Consider the following 15,687-nt stretch of genomic DNA (forward strand, 5'->3'; position numbering starts at 1 on the left):
CTCACTACTAATGCGGAGAGGAAGAGTTTTTCATTACAATTCCGCAAGCTCTTGCTCAAGCAAGGCGATTTCTTCGGCGATCAAGATTTCCATTGAAGCAGCGATCTTGTCAACCAGACGCGGCGTTTCGATTTTTGCGTGTTTTGCAGACAAAGAGAAAAGGCTACAGTTAGTAGTGTCGAATGCTTGAAACCCTCTTGCCTGCATTACCTTTTCGGAATACGACAGCAAAGCATCAATTTTCTTAACAATTGCCTCCGCTTTAGCGGTTCTATCTTGATAATGTTTCAATGTTATACGGTCCATGTTATGACCTTCCTCCTTGCCAGCTTCGCAGCTCTGTGCTAAACTGACCGTGAATTGTTTACTCGTGACCCTAAACGGCTCCTACCCCGTTTTAGGGTCTTTTGCTATCCTGCTGGTGCATCAACTGCTATTTTTTTATAAGTGCGATAAATGAAGGCTCCCTGCGGGCAAGTAATCCAAGTGAACGTTTCGTCTTCGAAAATCACTTTGATTTCCTTGTTATCCGCGAACTCCCATGCCTCCAAGGCGATAACAACTTTGTTTTCAAACTCCTCGCTCAGGCTGATAATCATCGTTTTATGCAGCGACCTTATCTCGACTTTCACGAGAATATTATTATTTGTGACTGTTCTATTCATCGTTTCCACCCCCTCTCAAGCGTTTTTGGCAAAAAAAATAATAAGCTACTCGTCAAACTGCTCTGCCTCTTCGTTTGCCTCCCGTATGCAACGCCTGCATGCTTCGACTCCGTTCCACTCCTCGGCGAATCGGCGGTTTATATCCCGTCCGCAAATGTGGCACCGTACCGAATCATCTTGCGGTCTCTGCTCCTCGCGCTCGCTCGGCAATGGGCGGCTGAAACGATCCAAGTTAGGCTCCATCATAAAACGATGCCCTTTCCCGCTAGCTGCCTGTCCCGCCACTCTTCGAACGGCGTTTCCCTTACCCATGGTTGATGAATCTTCACGTATTCGGAATGATAAAACGTTGCCAGCCTGTCCACTAAATGACCAACGGTACCAGGCTTAGCCGCTGCTATGATGCGATTATGGTCGGCCCTGATGTTTTCCTGTGCTTTGAAGTCGGCAACCGCACGCGCTGCCTCCCAGCCTTTCATAAGAGGACTGGCGAACACCATGCCAGATTTAAGACCCTCGGCTGCAAGTAAATCGGCGAATCGAATGTCACCTGTTCGCATGTAATGCCTCCTTCCAAATATTTGTTTTCTTTACCAACTTTTCTGCTAGAATGGAATTTGTCGAGAATTACCATTTCGTAAGGAAAGGAGGTGAAAATTATCGAAAAAATTTCAATTAGCTTAACTCAATTTATAGACTTTTCCCTCAAACCAAGTGGTCCCGGAAAAGTAACATCCGTTCGTAAAATAAAGTACGACACTTACAATGTCGCAACTGACTTTTGGAAAGCCTTACGAGAAGCTATTCCAAAATTCCACGAAGGGGAAATGAGTTTTGATTATCTGGAGCACGTTGCCCTCCAAGCACACGATAACCGCCGGGCTCGATATATTGCAGCTGTAAAAGCTTACAAAAAGTTTTTAGGCAAGAAAGAGATTGAGTGGTTTGATCCCGGCAAATCATTCTGGACCTTTGAAAATCTATCCGTTAAATCTGCCGCAGAAATCGGGCTTTATATTAACGATGAACCTAAACTAATAAAGCTGTATTTCAAACAAGATCCGATTGATAAAAGAAGATCAAAAACTGCACTAGCTTTAATGGGTTCTTCAACAAGAACTGATACAATTTCCGATGCAGCACAATCAATTCTCGACGTAAATAAAGGGAAATTATATATTGGTTCTGACAACAAAGGTGAAGAAGATATTCTTCTTGCTTTGAAAGGTGAAGCGGCGCAATTTATTCAAATCTGGAATAGCATTTAAGGAGCTAACTCATTCTGAATTTGAGCACAATTATCACAAATCCAGTTCTCATCATCTATTTGTAAGGTGCCTAGATTCTCACAAAGGTTAATGCAGCAAACTGATTCCGTCGCCCCCAAAGCGGCGGTTTCTTTGCTTCCCCCGTGAGCTGAGTCGTACATTTCTGCGAACAGTGCATCAATTGCCGCCCCATAAATCTCGTTTGCATTACTTTCCACAGCCATCGAAGCGCAGTAAGCGCTAATGTGCGCCATTGCCTCTTTAAATGTTACCGTGCCTTTTTTGGCGCTTGCGATCATTTGGCTCGCTTGCTCTTGTATGGTCATGGCGCCACCGGAAGCGAACGGTCTTTCTCAGCTGCGAGCAGGCCGACTAAGATAGCGTTGAACCTGTCCAGCACGCCGTCACGCACCATGACGTCGATGCCGTTAACCTTGCTCTTGAGCGTGCTTTCCGAATAACGCTTGCCCTTCTTGGAATAATGCTCAGCGTTGATCCGCTCCCGCTCGTTTGCCACCCGCTGCCGGACGTCGATGCCGTGCTGCTTGAGCAGAATGTCATAAACCTTGTGATGAACGTCGCTCTGGCTGATCATCGTCAACCGTGAATAATCGTTTACTAGAGAAACAGCCTCATTCTTCATGTTCCTTCAACTCCAATTCAATTTGCTCAGCGCTAATTCTAAGAGGACCCCGCGCCTGCCATGTGCCAATCCACAAAACCGCATTATCGAAGTCGCTTTCCCTTGTGTCCCGAAAAGAACGAACATTGAATTTATCTCGGTACCCATTCCACATGCTGGAGAAATACTTTCGACTGAACCGACGGTAAATTGCCGAATCTCTGCCTCCAAGAAGCAGCTTTACGCGTTCCCTGCCTGCCCGCTGAATCAGTTTTTGTTCGGGGCTGCGAATGATAACCCTAGCCCTGAGTTCGGCAATTAGCTTGTCACGCTCCGCTATCATGTTCGATAATGACCGTCTGTCTGGAATGACTTGTTTGCTTTTTCCCATCGCCTAGCACCTCCAGTTCTATTTTCATTGCAGCTGACCATTGCTGCCGCATTCTGTTTAAAGTGTCATTCAGATTAGCCCAAAACAGTTCAGCAGCTTCAACAGCTTCACGCTGATCCGATACAGCCAAGAAGTGATTCAGTGCCGTGGACATATCCACCTCAACGTAGGCTCGTGTCTTGCTCAATGACTCCTTCATCTTACGAAGGTCATAAGTCCGCTTCTCCGTTGCCGCATCCCGCTCGAGCATTTCTTGCTTGAGTGTATTGATAGCGTTCATCAAGCGGACGTTCTCCTCTGTCAACTCTCGAAGATGAGATTCATCCTCTTCCGAACGTGATGGATTTTGTTCCAATGCCTTTATTTGAGCGAGAAGCTTATTTTGCTGAACCATATGATTGCGAGCCGCTTCCTGTTGAGTTGCCTCTGATTGCCGAGCGCGTTGCTCTGCTGCTGCGTTTTCCTTCTCAGCCGCCTTTAATGCCTGCTTGACCTCTCGAAGCTCCCGAACCGTCATTTCATCAACCGTCTTGCTTTCGCCCGTTGACGGAACCGTGTGGGGCTCTTGGATGAACGTCGAGCGTTCTACAGATTCAGGTAGGGAAAGCATTTCGAAGAGTTTACCTGTTGGCAAATCGCTCGACATCGCGCGATTTCCAAACTGCTCGTACGCTTGAACAAACTTACGTGCCGTTTGGGGCACAAGGTCGATCTTGTTAAGCCATGATTCCCATTGCCCGTGTGCTAAGTCATTCTCTTTCACATGCTTCAATCTCTTTCCGATCTCGAATAAGGACTGACCAGCAACCTGCTTGTAACTGTTAATCTCAGCTGTGATGATGTTCAGGTCGTTCGATAAAACGATATTCAATGCGGCGCCTCCTTTCTTATTATGTGATGGTATTCAGTTGTCAATGTGCGTACAGCGGAGTGTCAAGCTTCATCTTGTGTCTTAATAAGACACCCCGCATCAAAAAAATTTTCGTATGGAACTTTGAACAACTCACTGAGCTTGGCTGCTTCATCTGCATAAAATCTTCCGTGATTGTTTTCTTTTCTGGAATACGTAGCAAGAGATAAACCCAGATGCTTAGCAACATCTTTGCTGAGTAATCCACAATTCACACGGAGCGCCTTAACGCTGAGTTTCGTTGGTGTTTGCATGTCCTCACCCCGCTTTCGTTCTTTCGTGTCTTATTGAGACACCCATAGAATAGCACCTCGTTTTTGCATCGTCAACCCCATAAATGACACGAAATAATAAAATACTTGAATAACGTGTCATTTTATGGTTATAATGTGAGCAAGCCATTAATGAAGGGGAATTTGAAATGACGCTTAAAGAGGACTCGAAAATATTTTACATAGCAACAGGAAAAAACATAAAAAAATATCGCACATTGCGAAACTATAGCCTTCAAGTACTAGCTGAAAAAGTGGGATTGACCAAAAAAACAATCCATCGCTATGAAAATGGCGAGATAAAAATTGACGTTAATCGTTTGAAGGATCTATCTGTCGCACTTGATGTGACAGTTACCCAACTAACCGAAGGTGCTTACGAAAAACTCGGTGAAGTAGTTGAAGAATCCGAAAACATTAGCCTGCCAATCGTAGGTAAAATATCTTGCGGTGAAGGCGCGCTTGCATACGAACACATTGAAGGTTACGAGCTCACACCACGTACTTGGCTAAACGGCGGGGAATACTTTTACTTAAGAGCTAAAGGGGACAGCATGACCGGCGCACGTATCCATGACGGCGACTTGCTGCTGATCCGCAAGCAAGAAGAGATTGAAGACGGGGAAATAGCTGCCGTTATGATCGACGAAGAAGCTGTTCTAAAGCGTGTATTTCGTCAAGGCGACATGCTGGTGCTTCAATCCGAAAACCCTGCTTACCCGCCAATCATCTGCGGAGCTAATAATAACCAAAACATTCAGATCATCGGCAGACTCCGCAAAATCATCGTGAATTTATAATAAAAAACCGCTCCTACCAAAAGGCAAGAGCGGTTTTTCTATGCGTCAATTATTACGTCAATTACCTTTCCGATGATAAATATGTCATCTCTTAATTCGGGCGACATTAGCACATCGGAAGGCGTGAGTATGTATGCATGGCCGCACTTCTCAATCCTACGCAGCGTCAACACCCCATCCAGAATAATTGCGGCAATATCATTAGGATTTACATCGCTATCTATTTGTATCAAGACTGTATCTCCAGACATAATTCTGTCAGCTGACATGCTATTATCTGTTACCTTGACATATGTTTTTTTCATACCTTGACCCACCCCTGCGATGTTATAATTTGTTTATTGAAATATGGAAAGGAGTATCAAATTGCACTATTCCCTAGGGAAGTGCCGTTTGAAATTCCACTTATCCGAGAGAGGTATGACACAAGCCGAATTCGCCCGCCGTATGGGCTATGATGTGCGCTTGGTATCCTTTTACGCGACTGGCGACAGGACAATGCCTCAAGACGTCATGTATAGCGTCTCTCGCTTCCTTGGCTGCACCATGGAAGAGTTGTACGAGTGGGATATTAAACGGGACTGAGACGGATTGCCGTCCTCCCTAGGGATTTTAGGTACATTTTTGTACCGAAAGATACCTGTTTATTTTAGCACAAATGTTCTTGTGCCATCCCTCTCAATTTAACCCCACTTAGCAAGAAAGCCGACACAAAGTACGCTTATTAGGCGTCTAAGTGTCGGCTTGGTCCGGCGTCACATATATCATAAAGCGATATAGCTGTCCTTTGCAGTCCCAACGGGATATTAAGCTAGTACCTGGCGCATGTCTATTTGATCGTTCACGACGAGCTGCCGCAGATTTTTGTTAAACCGGATTGTGACAATCTGATTCCGGCAGTGTTCCCCTTCAACCTCGCTCGTCATTTCTTCTATTTTCAACCCCGGATACATTGATTCAAACACAGGGTCAAAATCGTTTTTCATGACCGCCGTAACATCCTCCAAGAAAAAATCAAACTTATTTGCGCGTCCCAGTAAATCAAGCAAGTATTGCTCGAAGCTTGTAAACTCCGCCTCGTATATTAGCGTGGCCGTTGACGTATGGAGATTGAACGTTGTTTTTATCGCCCCTCTTCCCGACCACTCTTTTTTCGATTTTATAAATCTGCTAATCATGATTGATTCAAAATCTGCTACATGCATCCTCGCGTCCCCCTGTTGTTTTTGGTTTATACCTGTATTATTAGGGGATCGCTGGGAAAAGTAAATGATAATTGGCGGATGGGAAATATGTCGTACCATGTCGAATAGGTCTTGACAAAATAGGAATGTTAATTTGGCGCAGAAAAATAGCCCTTTCCGGTAGTGGAAGGGCTAAATCAGTTGGATATTGGGGTTGTAATTCGACATGTATTCGACAAAATCTTTGATCCGGTGAAAAACAGGTCCGGATTTCTTTGATTTTTTGTCAATCTCTTTTTCGAAATAAGCGTCCCCTGTCCTTCTGTTAATTACTTGAATACTATCTTTATTGATTAACACGCCGCGGCCTAAATCGAGGAAGTTACAGTTGCTATTCATTATAGCCGCTTCCCAATACACTTGCGTCCCCATCATGTAGTAAACTTCTGTGACCGTATGAAATTCAACATATCTCTTTTCAGATATGCCCTTAAAGTAGACGATATCCTTTATCGGAATCAAGAAAAGACCGGAAGTCCCTAATACATCTTTTGTAAGTGTTAAAAACTCAATTTTTTGCATGTGTGTTCACCACTATTTCAACAATTCTTCTGGAGTTTCTGGCTGATTCACGTAAAGGAAGCTTGCGGTTGTCACAACGAGAACTGCCGCAGCTCCGAGGACTGTTGCCAATTGAAACGCAATTCTTTTTTTGAGAGTGTTCATGGATTTTTCACCACCTTTGCCAGTATTAAAGTCATGCACTGCACTAGCAGCGTTACTGCAATTATAGACGATCCGATTAATAGATTGCTACATACAATTGCAGCTGATATAAGCTTGAGTAATGGGTAAAACCGCCTTGGAATACGTGACTGCTTTTCGATGTCCGTCGGTGCAAAAATAAGCACTAGCGCCAGGTTCAAAAGATTGATCGCGAGAAGCACTTCCCTCGACATGTCCGGGGTGAACGACAACGCCGTTGCAACTCCGATAGACACTATAACGCACGTTGTGCCTGATTTAAGGTGTATGCCGCCTGATGCCTGTCTGAGTATCGCAAACGATACCAGAGCCGCTATGACGCCGCCTGTGCGTCCTGAGAACGCTGATATGAGCAAAGCTCCGACGATGATAAAGACAGCGTTAAGAATAAAGGATAATGCGTACTGTAGCCTTGCCACCGAAGCAGGATGCTCCGGAACAATTGATTTAATGTTTTCTGCTAATTTCCTCGAAATAATTTCCACTATGCCCCTTTGTCTCCTTTACATACGAGTAAATAAAGAAAAATAGTGCTGCTGCAAAGTAATAAATGATATTGAGCAATTCGCTACGCAGGTGGAGTATCATTCCGAACCCCAGCAAGATAACGATGATAAGGCCGCCTACTACCCATTTTTCATGAGGGAAACGCATCTTGTTCGAAATCTCCTCCATGAAGCCTATACGTAGCCTGTTTAATAAGAATGCCAACGAAAAATTAATAATCGCCGTAACGACTTGCAGAACATAACCATTGTACGGATTAGCTGCTATTGCATCCTGTGAAAAGTAAGGAATTGTATTCACCATTGCTCCTTGCAATAAGGCAAAGATGAAGTAACCAAAACCTGTAATTATCATGGATGCAAACAGCGGAATCTTAATTACAACATTCATGAAAAACACGAAGACCAAAATATTCACAACTGGCGCTATGCTTTCTAGTGACAGTTCTTCCCGCAGAAAATAACTCTGCAAGCTCATGAGCGTGATAACCAACAGAGCTGGGTAAAAGCTGGCAGCATCATAGCGGTAAATCTTGAGCATCAAGTACATAATGCCAAAACCTTCGATAATTGAAAAAATCATAAATAATGCAAATTCCATAACATTGTCTCCCTTACGGCCTTGAAGCGTCTAAGCTGCGTTTGGCTGGGTGTGCGCTGCCGCTTTCTCTTTTTCATCATCATTGCATGACGTCAACTCTATTTGCAAGATGCGTTATGAATAATAAGTCCTAATAAACGACAAAAAGAGCCGTTGGAATTAAATCTCCTTCGGCTCTTTTACGTACTCGATAACGTCTCCTGGTTGAACATCGAAATGGGCGCAAATTTTATCAATAAGTTCCAACGCTATATACTCGCCCTTCCCCATTTTGGCAAGCTGGGTTGTACCCATACCAATTGCTTCCCTAAACTGACTCTTCGTCAATTCTCTCTCTGTTAGCAACCGAAACAACGGTTTGTATGATATCGCCATACTTCCATCTCCATTCAGCTTTTCTCACATTATAAGCGTGATATCTCACAAAGTAAATATATTATCTCATAAGCGTTGCATTAATATCTCATATATGGTATATTATATTCAGGAAGTGAGATAAATAAGCTTCCGAAGGAGGTGAACAACTTGAAAGAATGGATTGGGCTCCTAACCGTAATCATCCAACTAGTAACAGCGACTATGCTGTTCCGGTTAGCGGTAAAGGACAAAAAGAAAGGAACCCCACGTAAGCGCCCACGCAAACGTAAATAGGTTCCCTCGGAGGGAGTTAACGGCTCCCTCCTCCCAATCTTAGCATAAGGCAAGGATAAAATAAACGGGAGGTATCTATATGTCCAAAACAAAATATTACGGCGCTCATCAGGTCGTAACAAATCCGGATGGCGAGATCGATTTGGTATATACATCTGGAAGAGTCGAAACTTGGTACACCCAGCGCGGAAATCGTTACTACCGCGAGGAAGAGAGCACCAACGTTCGCAGTGCTGCAAATGCCCTCAGACGTATCAGCCGTGCGGAGTTTGAGGAGATTCACCGTTTAATCGTTGCGGTAACGGGAGCCTAGCGCTCCCTTCAATATGCTGGCGAGCTTACGCAGGGAGGGCTGTACATGCAAAAGCGTCTCGGAGTAAAGGTTTTCTACAATGACGGAGATACAAGTCATACGCGGTTCAACGGGACGGCCGAAGAAGCAGAGGAGTATTTTGTCGGCACACCCTTCAACTTCGGATGGTGTGACGGCAAGGAAATTTTTAAGACTTGCGTCAAAATCGAGACTTACGAGTAGGTAAGATTTGCTCGAAGCTGGAAAATAAATAACGCAGGCCCTTCCGGGCCCTCAGGAGGAATTACGATGAACAACACTTGTGAAAATGATCGCGTGACGGGATTGATAGGGATGTTAAGAGGCGAAGCGATGTTGCAGGATGGCAAAAATAACGTTGCTAGAGATGAAATTGAAGACTTGGCTGACGATCTGGAGCGAGTCGTCAAGAAAGTGAAATACGGTTGTGCTGATGACGATGATAAATCATCATTTCATAAAGCTGCTATGTCAAAAAGCCTGCATGACATTTTAAGTGCTTTCGATATCGCATATTAGGAGGTGTTCTCATGGAAACAGCAACTCTCATTATTGGCATAGCTGCTCTGGTAATCAGCCTGGCAGCTTTCGCAAGGACTTACCGGAAATGATGAACGAGCGCAGCCCGCAGCCGATGTGGGCTTTTTTATTTCCATAAAAACAGTTGACGTTCGCTGCTGGGCATGCTATATTTGTTTTACAAAGTTAAACAAATGAGAGGCGGAATGAAAATGGAATACGTAGTACAGTGCAGAAACACAACATGGGGTACGGAGATGACAATCGAGGGAAACAACCTTGTCGAAGCAATCAAAAGGAATTTTTCACGGATACTCGAAAGATCGACGAGGGGACATATTAGTTTTGGATATCCAATGACAGCCAAACTTAAATATGTACAAACACTGCCCGATGGAGCCCAAAGTTTTAAAGTCGCACCTGACGGCACTACAACTGTAGATAACGACACGCCAAGGGGGCACATTGAATTAAGACTCGAATGGACAAAACCGCATTACCGCACGAAGCTTGAAGAAGCATTTAGTCATACGGTATACATTAACGGTGATGCTTCTTATATCGAAGATGAGTCTTCATTTGTAATTCTGGGAAACTAATACCGCCCCTTGTGGGGCTATCGGAAGCTGGCGGTATACTTGGGTGGTCAAAGCAACAGGTTTCCGTTTATATCAAAAGAGGACAGTTTCCGCAGCCTGAGCAAATACTCGCAAGCGGGCCATTATGGACAGTTAAACAAATCGAGGATTATAAAGACACACGATCAAAACGTGGAAAACAATAAATAAAAAAAGCCCTGCCGACCTAATGGTTAGCAGGGCTTTCACGTTCCGGAATATATTCCGGAATAATTCACGTCAGTTTTGCCAAACTTTGAGTTTGGTTGTATTTTATTCGGTTTTCTAGCAATTTGGTTGTAATGATAAATTACTGCTCTTTCTGCCCGCTGGCTTTCCGCAGCACGTTCGCCAACCGGTTAGCCTCTTTCATGCCTGCAGCATTGTTTTTCCCTTTCGCTACCGCCCACGCTGCTTTTAAATACTGGATAATGTCGTTGGCATCCTCTACTTTAATCACAATATCACCCGCCTCTATTTTTGATGTTGCTGCCGCGAGTTGCGCCGCTGTTGGACGCTGCCCAGCTCTATATTGCCCAGTTGAAATTCCGAACGTCATTTCAAAATGGGGATAATCCTTAAATGAAGTCCAATCCCCGCCCCAAGCGAAGCCAAGCGCCTTAGCCTCCTGCACCACCTCTGACCAGTCCGCCGTGCCGTCTCCGTCACCGTCACGCTTCGTATCCCAGTGCACCTGCTTCCCATCAGAGGAAAGCAGCGCGAAGTCGATGGCCACGCCAAAATTATGATAGCTGTAGCCGGCGCGTGCATTGGTGACGATGCTTCCTGGCTTGGTGCGTCCCTGCGCGTAGAGCGCGTCCTGCTCCGCTGCTGAACGGTATCCTTGCGTAATGACAATTGATACACCGCGAGCATAGCAGCGCTCTATCAGGCGTTCTGACGCCGCTGCGACGACGGGAAGCAATCCCGCCAGCCGTGCCGCTGACTTATTTTTTACCTGCGTCAGTGTCAGCATCAACACCACCCCCTACAACGCCGCCGCGTTCGGCAGCTCTATTAATCTTTTTATCCAGCTCCGAACCTACCCATTTGAGCAGCGTCTCTAACACGTTAATTGGCAGCCACTCCCCCCAGCCAGCTCGCAGTGAGTTAGCTACCATGGATTGTATAACGTGGTACAGGAGCCCCGCTGTGAGCGCTCCGAACAGGATGCCGGGCAGATTAAACATTTTATCAATTAAATGCCCCCCAGCTGGCAGCAGCAGCATAAACATCGTCCGAAATATCCCATCAATGCCGTATTTACTGCTGTAGCTAAAGTCTTTTTTTGCCGCCCGCACTCCGCTGAGCCAATCCATTAATATAAAAAATGTGAGTGCAACCATTGCTGTAATCACTGCTTCGCCTGCCCCATACATGTATTCAAAAACGGGCACCGCTACGGCGCCGATGGCTCCAAAAATTGTTTTCCCTGTCATCATTATTCCTCCCAAAAAAATAAACCCTATTTTAGTAGGGTATGATTATGGACGACATTATACGGTTTTAGGCCTAAAACTAAGCGTCAATCCATCGAGATATGTTTCAACTACTTTCATTGTGCCGGACTCCACATCGATTTCATACACGTTTTGTATCGTTGTCTCTGGGTGATTACCGATAACAACATTACCGATAAATTGTAGCGCCTGTTTTTCGGTATCAAGTTTTACAATGCGCGGTATTGATTTTTCCGTGGCATATACTAACCAAGTTACCATAATCAATCACCTCTCTAAATTAAAATAGATCCCGATTGCACCATGCCGCATCTTTTCATAAGACCCTCCTATTTCCCGACGACAATGTATTTGTGAGCTATACTTGCACCGAATGTGGGCATACAAATGTAATTTGCAGTTAAAGACTTACCTACCGAAGCTTGCGTCCAGTATTTGTTGCCAGCAGATGCAGTAGGATTTTCCGTATAATAGTCATATCCAGCTTGGCCGTCTTGTGTTGTCAACGGCGAATACAGAGATACAATACCAGTAGCATCATTTGCTTGACTAAATACCATAGCTATTGAAGCCATATTAAAACCTGTTATTTCGATATATTGCAAGAATTGATCTCCGTTTTTAGTGGGAAAAAAAATGCCGCTACTTGACGATAATGCATTGCCAGAAACTACGCGATACCCTTCTGGCATCGTTCCGACAAGCCCGAACACGTCAACGCCCTGCCGAATGTTTGAAGCAATATAATCAGGGTCATCAGCAAAGATACCCATGTAGCCAGCACCATCCCCTCCGCCGTCAAGGTAGGCTCCCAATGGAGAGCGCAAATGTATCCTCCCCGCTGCTCCTAATACAGGTCCCATTTCCGCCCTTACCCATCCAGGATACTCTTCTCCTCCGCGAAGGGGCATCGCGCCTTGCTTGCCCGCAATGGTAGTGTCGGCAGCAACCTTCGCAGCGTCAAACAAAACAGCTGAGACGCTTCCTGAGCCGTTGTGGTATCCTTCCGCTATCGTTTGCACGGTCTGTCCGGGCGTGATCGTTACAGCACCCCTATTGGGCATTGTGCCCGCCATTACTCCGGCCTCAGTGCCAAATGTATTGGGCGCAAGAACTTGCGGCGCTATTGCATTTCCGTATTCACCCCCCTCACCCTGTAAGATAAAAGACGTTCCGTCGTATACAAGCGAATAAACGGAATTCAATTTTAGATTTCCAGCCGATAATGGATTGCCATTAGATTTCAGCATCGGCTTGGCTCCAAGTCCATTTACATTTACAGTAGCAGCGCCCGTGTTAGCCATATGAATCTTAACCGTGATCCTAGTCCCCGGAACGAGTGCGGTGTAGGCAGGCGAGAACGTTGCAACATATGCCGCGCCCGTCCCTGTCGTGGTCACAAATGGCGGTGATTCGATTTCGGCTTTCCGCGCTGCATCATTGGCAACAACAGGAGCCGCAGCCTTGACCTGTCCGCCCGAAGTACGCCGTACTATCGTGTTAGGGTCTGGGTCAACGGATGCCTCTGATTCGGGAATATATGCACCCGGTGGGATCGTTGCCGTAACGGTCGTCGTATTACCCACCGCAACATTCATTCGGAATTGAAGCGAATACGGACCCGATGAAATAGGCGGAAATGTATCCCCTTGCGTCTCTGCATTTGCATAAGCGTACAGGATTTCGCCTAAATCCGGGTCTTGGGCAAAAACCCCGATCTCGCATGTATACGTCGAGGTAGGGAGCCCTGCATTTTCGAAAATGCCTAGCACACTGGCCGTATTCGCATTTACCGCGATTGAATTAATATTAAAATAAGCAATCGGCGTTATTAGCGCTGTCCTGGATGCTGGGTTTCCTCCGCCAAGTTGGCCGGAGCCGATCTGCATACGTGTGAAATTGATCGCTGCACCAGCTTGCCCTTTAGCAATCAAAGCCTGTCCAAGTGTTGTAACTGCTGACTCTGTATAGTTTGCCATCTGCTTAACCCCTCTCTACTCCGGTTAATTTGCTGTTATATTGGTTACTCCTGTTCCGGTGACTAGGACTCCGGTGTACAGGTTTGTATTGATATCCGTTGACTCGATTATCTTGTAGCCGACCGCCATAGGCTTTGGGATTATCATTCCGGCTGCGATCATCTCGCGCGCGATTGTTGACAGCGGGCCTGTGACAATGGCTTGCATGGACATGTCCTGATTGTCGATGATCTGCAAATTAGCGTTAGGAAATGTTGCATCCCATACGGCATACATGCCCGGTATGGTACCGTCCCAGTTGTTAATTGCAATTTTAGCCTTAAGCGCAATCCGGTAATCGTCATCGCCCAAGATAGATGAGCCGCCGCTGGCGGGATTAAACGGCAGGCGCCTGCTACGTCCGATGATCGTCCCTAATAGATCGAGCTGGACGCCTACAGCAGTATCAATGCCAAAATCACTCGGCAATCCATCAGTAGTAATCATGCCATCGTTAATCATGTTTAGCGTATCGGATAGCCACGCAATAAACCGATTTTTCAGGCGGTATTGACTGGTTATCAAATCCAGATACTCTTTAATCTCAGCCATACTATCACTCCTTAAGCGCTAGGACACATTGACAGTTACGTTAGCAGGGTCTCCTTTTGCCACCTGCGAATAAGATATCGGGATGTCCGTAGTGCCTTGTATATCGCCACTCTTTGCAGCTGTTACGGATGTGACGGCAAAGGTTGGGTTTGCAGGAATTGCATTAACAGATAATGCAGCTCCCCAAATTGAAGATATGTGCAGATCGTTTCCAATGTCCAGACTGCTGCAAAATTCCGCTACTGACGCCTTTATCTGATCCGTTGTATCTGTCGTATATCCATTAAGCTGCTTAACATTAATCACTGAAACGATATCAACATCAGTCGGTCGGTCAAATCGGATCGTAGACTGCACGCCGTATTGATCTGTTACGGTTACCGCGACAGCACCATTTGTGTAGGCCCCCGGCGTCTTGCGACTAAAAATAACATCCGCAATATCTTGATCTGTGCCACCCTCTACAACGCATGTAATGCTATGTGGAGGCAACCCGTCGCTGTCTACGACATTTGTATCGTTTTCGTAGACTATAAACCTCGTAACAGCAGCGAGAGCCGCTATACCACCGTCTAGCCCCTCTATGACCGTACGGCTAGGTTGTGCTGTGCTGATTGCTTGACGCGCTCTAAGTTCGGCGTCTGACTCTGGGAAAGACCCTATAGTAGCATCAGCCGGATTAGTTACCGATGTCCAGCCCAATGTAGGAGTTATAATTTTGTTGATCTCTCCAGCAAAGGCTACGACATCGCCAGCAGTTAAGCATGTCGCTAATGATGTTGCCGATCCTGCTTGACCTATGATGGTCGGATTTGTAAGCGACCATCGATTTCCGTTGTTGTCCTCAACTATGCCGCTATTTATTGCCGTACCTGCTGTCCCGGTTACCGTTACTATTGCGCTGGAAGCGACTCCTGGTCTTCGCGAAATACCATTGATGCCAACAATAATATCAAGTCCCGTTCCAATCGCCGTCGCAGGCCCCCGGCTGTTATAGGCACTCTGAACGCATAAAAAAGAGTCGAAAACCATGCTTGCAACCGATGATATCCATTGATAATCTGCGCTATCCGGCTCCAAATAGACTTCAGGTCCGAATATGGATTCGGCGTCCGCAATAAGTTTATTGCGAATATCTTCGTACGTCGGGGTAGTTAGGCCGCTTGCGGTTACCGTCGGAGCGGAATACGTCATTAAAAAATCACCTCATTCACTTGTACGCTTCCATATATCGTTTCTACAGTGCAATTTAAAACGTATTTTCGATTCTCGTAGAGGCTTTCGAAGTCTTCAATGCCCCTCACGCCTTCGACATTTGATATAATCCCTTGCACAAGCAAGTCAACGGCCTGTACATTTTCAGGGGTGCCCGGCTGACCTAGTATATTTTGAAAGAGAGGTAGTCCTATTTGTGTATCTTCCCACCATTCATCTTCAAGCAATTTTAAGCTAGTGGATATTGCTTGTGCTACTGCTCCCACATCGACGAGAAAATCGTTTTTGTTGCGACCAAACTGATAGTCTCCGGTTGGATCCAGCTTCCTGTATCTCATGG

Annotated in this window: 30 protein-coding genes; 7 read left to right on the forward strand and 23 right to left on the reverse strand. The window is 45.7% G+C overall.

Annotated features, from left to right (window positions below):
• Nucleotides 1-33: 33 nt before the first annotated feature.
• The 4 genes from WH37_RS09040 to WH37_RS09055 form a co-directional block, all read right to left on the reverse strand.
• Nucleotides 34-306, reverse strand: coding sequence for a hypothetical protein (locus WH37_RS09040; protein WP_046230187.1), 273 nt, complete (start codon nt 304-306; stop codon nt 34-36).
• Nucleotides 307-410: 104 nt separating this feature from the next.
• Entirely contained in the window at nt 411-665 is a 255-nt protein-coding gene (locus tag WH37_RS09045; protein WP_046230188.1) for a hypothetical protein, read from the reverse strand.
• A 45-nt stretch (nt 666-710) separates the two neighbouring features.
• Nucleotides 711-911 carry a hypothetical protein gene (locus WH37_RS09050; RefSeq protein WP_046230189.1) on the reverse strand — a complete coding sequence of 67 codons (201 nt, stop codon included), beginning with the start codon at nt 909-911 and terminating at the stop codon, nt 711-713.
• Nucleotides 908-1,225, reverse strand: a complete 318-nt coding sequence (locus tag WH37_RS09055) for a hypothetical protein (RefSeq protein ID WP_046230190.1) — start codon at nt 1,223-1,225, stop codon at nt 908-910. Before WH37_RS09055 ends, WH37_RS09050 begins: the two co-directional genes overlap by 4 nt.
• A 90-nt stretch (nt 1,226-1,315) precedes the next feature.
• Between WH37_RS09055 and WH37_RS09060 the strand changes: the two genes are divergently transcribed.
• Nucleotides 1,316-1,933: a hypothetical protein gene (locus WH37_RS09060; RefSeq protein ID WP_052736893.1), complete on the forward strand. Its 618-nt coding sequence runs from the start codon at nt 1,316-1,318 to the stop codon at nt 1,931-1,933.
• Here the strand turns inward: WH37_RS09060 and WH37_RS09065 are convergent.
• The 5 genes from WH37_RS09065 to WH37_RS09085 form a co-directional block, all read right to left on the reverse strand.
• Nucleotides 1,930-2,259: a hypothetical protein gene (locus WH37_RS09065; protein ID WP_046230191.1), complete on the reverse strand. Its 330-nt coding sequence runs from the start codon at nt 2,257-2,259 to the stop codon at nt 1,930-1,932. The genes WH37_RS09060 and WH37_RS09065 overlap by 4 nt on opposite strands.
• Nucleotides 2,256-2,576, reverse strand: a complete 321-nt coding sequence (locus tag WH37_RS09070; protein ID WP_046230192.1) for a hypothetical protein — start codon at nt 2,574-2,576, stop codon at nt 2,256-2,258. Before WH37_RS09070 ends, WH37_RS09065 begins: the two co-directional genes overlap by 4 nt.
• The gene (locus WH37_RS09075) at nt 2,566-2,946 is read right to left on the reverse strand and encodes an ORF6C domain-containing protein (protein WP_082110718.1); all 381 of its coding nucleotides are present in this window, start codon (nt 2,944-2,946) and stop codon (nt 2,566-2,568) included. The genes WH37_RS09070 and WH37_RS09075 overlap by 11 nt, the downstream gene beginning before the upstream one ends.
• Complete coding sequence (locus WH37_RS09080; RefSeq protein WP_052736894.1) at nt 2,882-3,817, reverse strand: DUF3102 domain-containing protein; 936 nt, start codon at nt 3,815-3,817, stop codon at nt 2,882-2,884. The genes WH37_RS09075 and WH37_RS09080 overlap by 65 nt, the downstream gene beginning before the upstream one ends.
• Before the next feature lie 62 nt (nt 3,818-3,879).
• Nucleotides 3,880-4,110, reverse strand: coding sequence for a helix-turn-helix transcriptional regulator (locus tag WH37_RS09085; RefSeq protein WP_046230194.1), 231 nt, complete (start codon nt 4,108-4,110; stop codon nt 3,880-3,882).
• A 167-nt stretch (nt 4,111-4,277) separates the two neighbouring features.
• Here WH37_RS09085 and WH37_RS09090 point away from each other — a divergent pair, with 167 nt between their 5' ends.
• Complete coding sequence (locus WH37_RS09090; RefSeq protein WP_052736895.1) at nt 4,278-4,928, forward strand: LexA family protein; 651 nt, start codon at nt 4,278-4,280, stop codon at nt 4,926-4,928.
• Between the two features lie 38 nt (nt 4,929-4,966).
• Here the strand turns inward: WH37_RS09090 and WH37_RS09095 are convergent, their stop codons facing one another.
• Nucleotides 4,967-5,233 (reverse strand): LexA family protein, encoded by a 267-nt coding sequence (locus tag WH37_RS09095; RefSeq protein WP_046230195.1) that lies wholly within the window; start codon nt 5,231-5,233, stop codon nt 4,967-4,969.
• A gap of 43 nt (nt 5,234-5,276) precedes the next feature.
• Between WH37_RS09095 and WH37_RS37360 the strand changes: the two genes are divergently transcribed.
• Nucleotides 5,277-5,513 carry a helix-turn-helix domain-containing protein gene (locus WH37_RS37360; RefSeq protein ID WP_046230196.1) on the forward strand — a complete coding sequence of 79 codons (237 nt, stop codon included), beginning with the start codon at nt 5,277-5,279 and terminating at the stop codon, nt 5,511-5,513.
• Nucleotides 5,514-5,734: 221 nt separating this feature from the next.
• Here WH37_RS37360 and WH37_RS09105 read toward each other — a convergent pair whose 3' ends face one another.
• The 6 genes from WH37_RS09105 to WH37_RS09125 form a co-directional block, all read right to left on the reverse strand.
• On the reverse strand, nt 5,735-6,133 hold the full coding sequence (locus WH37_RS09105; protein WP_046230197.1) for a hypothetical protein: 399 nt from the start codon (nt 6,131-6,133) through the stop codon (nt 5,735-5,737).
• A 171-nt stretch (nt 6,134-6,304) separates the two neighbouring features.
• The gene (locus tag WH37_RS09110; RefSeq protein WP_046230198.1) at nt 6,305-6,694 is read right to left on the reverse strand and encodes a LytTR family transcriptional regulator DNA-binding domain-containing protein; all 390 of its coding nucleotides are present in this window, start codon (nt 6,692-6,694) and stop codon (nt 6,305-6,307) included.
• Nucleotides 6,695-6,706: 12 nt separating this feature from the next.
• Nucleotides 6,707-6,838, reverse strand: a complete 132-nt coding sequence (locus WH37_RS34540; RefSeq protein WP_074904683.1) for a cyclic lactone autoinducer peptide — start codon at nt 6,836-6,838, stop codon at nt 6,707-6,709.
• A complete protein-coding gene (locus WH37_RS09115) occupies nt 6,835-7,362 on the reverse strand; it encodes an accessory gene regulator ArgB-like protein (RefSeq protein ID WP_231594170.1) in 528 nt (175 codons plus the stop codon). Before WH37_RS09115 ends, WH37_RS34540 begins: the two co-directional genes overlap by 4 nt.
• Complete coding sequence (locus tag WH37_RS09120; protein WP_046230200.1) at nt 7,325-7,984, reverse strand: hypothetical protein; 660 nt, start codon at nt 7,982-7,984, stop codon at nt 7,325-7,327. Before WH37_RS09120 ends, WH37_RS09115 begins: the two co-directional genes overlap by 38 nt.
• A gap of 159 nt (nt 7,985-8,143) precedes the next feature.
• Nucleotides 8,144-8,359, reverse strand: coding sequence for a helix-turn-helix domain-containing protein (locus WH37_RS09125; protein ID WP_046230201.1), 216 nt, complete (start codon nt 8,357-8,359; stop codon nt 8,144-8,146).
• Nucleotides 8,360-8,714: 355 nt separating this feature from the next.
• Here WH37_RS09125 and WH37_RS09130 point away from each other — a divergent pair, with 355 nt between their 5' ends.
• From WH37_RS09130 to WH37_RS09140, 4 genes are all read left to right on the forward strand, one after another.
• On the forward strand, nt 8,715-8,948 hold the full coding sequence (locus WH37_RS09130; RefSeq protein WP_046230202.1) for a hypothetical protein: 234 nt from the start codon (nt 8,715-8,717) through the stop codon (nt 8,946-8,948).
• Nucleotides 8,949-8,993: 45 nt separating this feature from the next.
• A complete protein-coding gene (locus WH37_RS35455; RefSeq protein WP_156182273.1) occupies nt 8,994-9,170 on the forward strand; it encodes a hypothetical protein in 177 nt (58 codons plus the stop codon).
• 66 nt (nt 9,171-9,236) lie between these two features.
• Nucleotides 9,237-9,485, forward strand: coding sequence for a hypothetical protein (locus tag WH37_RS09135; RefSeq protein WP_046230203.1), 249 nt, complete (start codon nt 9,237-9,239; stop codon nt 9,483-9,485).
• A 212-nt stretch (nt 9,486-9,697) separates the two neighbouring features.
• Complete coding sequence (locus tag WH37_RS09140) at nt 9,698-10,084, forward strand: hypothetical protein (RefSeq protein ID WP_046230204.1); 387 nt, start codon at nt 9,698-9,700, stop codon at nt 10,082-10,084.
• 328 nt (nt 10,085-10,412) lie between these two features.
• On the opposite strand, the gene WH37_RS09145 is transcribed toward WH37_RS09140, so the two are convergent.
• From WH37_RS09145 to WH37_RS09175, 7 genes are all read right to left on the reverse strand, one after another.
• Nucleotides 10,413-11,078, reverse strand: coding sequence for a M15 family metallopeptidase (locus WH37_RS09145; protein WP_046230205.1), 666 nt, complete (start codon nt 11,076-11,078; stop codon nt 10,413-10,415).
• Nucleotides 11,050-11,541, reverse strand: coding sequence for a phage holin family protein (locus WH37_RS09150; RefSeq protein WP_231594171.1), 492 nt, complete (start codon nt 11,539-11,541; stop codon nt 11,050-11,052). Before WH37_RS09150 ends, WH37_RS09145 begins: the two co-directional genes overlap by 29 nt.
• 57 nt (nt 11,542-11,598) lie before the next feature.
• Nucleotides 11,599-11,823, reverse strand: a complete 225-nt coding sequence (locus WH37_RS09155; protein WP_046230207.1) for a hypothetical protein — start codon at nt 11,821-11,823, stop codon at nt 11,599-11,601.
• A 68-nt stretch (nt 11,824-11,891) separates the two neighbouring features.
• Nucleotides 11,892-13,541 (reverse strand): hypothetical protein, encoded by a 1,650-nt coding sequence (locus WH37_RS33455; protein ID WP_052736897.1) that lies wholly within the window; start codon nt 13,539-13,541, stop codon nt 11,892-11,894.
• Nucleotides 13,542-13,565: 24 nt separating this feature from the next.
• Nucleotides 13,566-14,132, reverse strand: coding sequence for a baseplate wedge 1 family protein (locus tag WH37_RS09165; protein WP_046230361.1), 567 nt, complete (start codon nt 14,130-14,132; stop codon nt 13,566-13,568).
• An 18-nt stretch (nt 14,133-14,150) separates the two neighbouring features.
• Entirely contained in the window at nt 14,151-15,326 is a 1,176-nt protein-coding gene (locus WH37_RS09170; RefSeq protein WP_046230208.1) for a baseplate J/gp47 family protein, read from the reverse strand.
• Nucleotides 15,326-15,685 carry a contractile injection system sheath initiator gene (locus tag WH37_RS09175; protein ID WP_046230209.1) on the reverse strand — a complete coding sequence of 120 codons (360 nt, stop codon included), beginning with the start codon at nt 15,683-15,685 and terminating at the stop codon, nt 15,326-15,328. Before WH37_RS09175 ends, WH37_RS09170 begins: the two co-directional genes overlap by 1 nt.
• Nucleotides 15,686-15,687: the final 2 nt, after the last annotated feature.

Origin of the sequence: Paenibacillus algorifonticola, from assembly GCF_000971975.1 — a bacterium.
GTDB lineage: Bacteria > Bacillota > Bacilli > Paenibacillales > Paenibacillaceae > Pristimantibacillus > Pristimantibacillus algorifonticola.